Source organism: Falsihalocynthiibacter sp. S25ZX9, from assembly GCF_041205405.1.
Lineage (GTDB): Bacteria > Pseudomonadota > Alphaproteobacteria > Rhodobacterales > Rhodobacteraceae > Falsihalocynthiibacter > Falsihalocynthiibacter arcticus.
On the sequence record NZ_JBGFCD010000068.1, the window covers coordinates 1 to 655 of the forward strand.

General features: G+C 50.7%; 1 protein-coding gene. It reads right to left on the reverse strand.

What is annotated here, in order from left to right:
- Positions 1-653 (reverse strand): GTP-binding protein (locus AB9F29_RS21290; protein ID WP_369757178.1); only part of this gene is annotated, 653 nt, incomplete at its 3' end.
- Between the last annotated feature and the right edge of the window lie 2 nt (positions 654-655).

Genomic DNA, 655 nt, shown 5'->3' on the forward strand with positions numbered 1-655 from the left:
GAGAACACGTCCTCGATTGGCATCAAGAAAGGTTCGTCAATCGCACGTGGAGGCTGTGGAATGAAGGAATCAACCGCCGCCATCAACTCAGCGATTTTCTTGGCGCCGATTTCTTCGTCACGGTCTTCCAAAGCAGCCAAAGCAGAACCAGCAATTACGGGGATGTTATCGCCGTCATAACCATACTCTGTGAGAAGCTCACGGATTTCCATTTCAACCAACTCAAGAAGCTCATCGTCGTCTACTTGGTCAACTTTGTTCATGAAGACAACCATTTCAGGGATGCCAACTTGGCGACCCAAAAGGATGTGCTCACGTGTTTGTGGCATCGGACCATCGGCGGCGTTCACAACCAAGATCGCGCCGTCCATTTGCGCCGCACCCGTGATCATGTTTTTCACATAGTCAGCGTGGCCCGGGCAATCAACGTGCGCATAGTGACGTGCTTCAGTCTCATACTCAACGTGTGCTGTCGAGATGGTGATGCCGCGTGCTTTTTCTTCGGGCGCGCCGTCAATTTGGTCGTATGCTTGGAAGTTGTCCGAAAACTGCTTCGTAATCGCAGCTGTCAAAGTCGTCTTACCGTGGTCAACGTGGCCGATTGTACCAATGTTACAATGCGGTTTGTTACGTTGGAATTTTTCCTTACCCATGA